This is a genomic window from Paraburkholderia solisilvae, from assembly GCF_902859875.1.
Taxonomy (GTDB): domain Bacteria; phylum Pseudomonadota; class Gammaproteobacteria; order Burkholderiales; family Burkholderiaceae; genus Paraburkholderia; species Paraburkholderia solisilvae.
The window spans coordinates 1-1,518 of sequence record NZ_CADIKF010000123.1; the positions used below are offsets into that span (position 1 = coordinate 1).

General features: G+C 60.4%; 2 protein-coding genes. Both read right to left on the reverse strand.

Features of this window, described 5'->3' with window-relative positions; translation table 11 throughout:
- Positions 1–166: 166 nt before the first annotated feature.
- Complete coding sequence (locus HV675_RS32060) at positions 167–673, reverse strand: hypothetical protein (RefSeq protein ID WP_175115470.1); 507 nt, start codon at positions 671–673, stop codon at positions 167–169.
- 102 nt (positions 674–775) lie between these two features.
- A partial coding sequence (locus HV675_RS32065; protein WP_281364205.1) for a citrate/2-methylcitrate synthase occupies positions 776–1,518 on the reverse strand: 743 nt, incomplete at its 5' end.

Consider the following 1,518-nt stretch of genomic DNA (forward strand, 5'->3'; position numbering starts at 1 on the left):
CAGACAGTTGCGTGCCGTTTCGAGCGCGAGTGCGCTGTCGATCTTATGGTTCAGCACGTAGTCGACTAGGTCGGTGAGGACTTTGTCCGGTTCGGGGCGGACGTTGGAGATCGGTGCGGACATCGAGGCTTCCCTGGTTGCGGCCTGCTATGACTTCCTGAGGCGATTACTGCGCCTTGTTGATCGCGTTCGACTGCGTCGGAGCGGGTGCGCCTTCCATCATCGCAGCCGTCTTGCACTCGTCCGCGAGACGTTCGCCGTCCTTGTCGGAGAACAGCATCGCCTTGGTCGGGATCACGACCACGTCGAGACCGCTCGCCGAATCGTGGAAGCGGTCGGCGCCGGTCGTCGTCGTTTCGCGCGGCAGGTTGTAGTTCTTGTTGGCCCAGTGAACCGTGATGATCTGGTCACGCTTCATGTCGCCCTTCATTTCGAACGACAGGCCTTCCTTACAGGTCCATTTTTCAGCGCCATCCGGGATCGGATCGACCTTGGCTTCCTTGGCCGGGTTCGGCTTGCGCTTGAACAGGCGCTTCGGTTGCGGAGCTTTCGGCTTCGCGGTGGTCTTTTTTGTCGTTGCGGTGCTCGACGCCTGAGCGGAAGCGTTCTCCGCGGTGACCAGCAGCGTCGAAGACAAGGCGCCGACAACGGCAGCGATCAGCAGTTTTTTCATGACAATTGAACCTTTCTCTCTAATAATCGATTAATCGTGCGCGGCCGGCTGGAACCGAGCCGCCGGGGTGACTGCACGCGCCCCGAATGCGCACAGCGGACGCTATTTTCTCCTATTTAGCGCCACGAACTTCAAATTCTCCGGTCCGGTGTAATTCGCGCTCGGCCGGATGATCTTGTTATCGATGCGCTGCTCGATGATGTGCGCGCTCCAGCCGCTGGTGCGCGAGATCACGAAAAGCGGCGTGAACATCGCGGTCGGCACGCCCATCATGTGATACGACACCGCGCTGAACCAGTCGAGATTCGGGAACATCTTCTTCACATCCGACATCACCGTCTCGAGCCGCTCGGCAATCTCGAACAGCTTCGTGTTGCCCGCTTCCTTCGACAGCTTCTTCGCCACGTCCTTGATCACCTTGTTGCGCGGGTCGGAAATCGTGTACACCGGGTGACCGAAGCCGATCACCACTTCCTTGTTGTCCACGCGCCTGCGGATATCGGCTTCGGCTTCATCCGCGTTCTGATAGCGCGACTGGATCTCGAACGCGGCTTCGTTCGCGCCGCCGTGCTTCGGACCGCGCAGCGCGCCGATCGCGCCGGTGATCGCGGAATACAGGTCCGCGCCCGTGCCTGCGATCACGCGGCCGGTGAAGGTCGATGCGTTGAATTCGTGCTCTGCATACAGGTTCAGCGAAATGTGCATCGCGTCGACCCACGACTTCGACGGCGGAGCACCGTGCAGCAGATGCAGGAAGTGGCCGCCGATCGAGTCGTCGTCGGTTTCGACCTCGATGCGCTTGCCGTTGTGCGAGTAGTGGTACCAGTAGAGCAGCATCGAGCCGA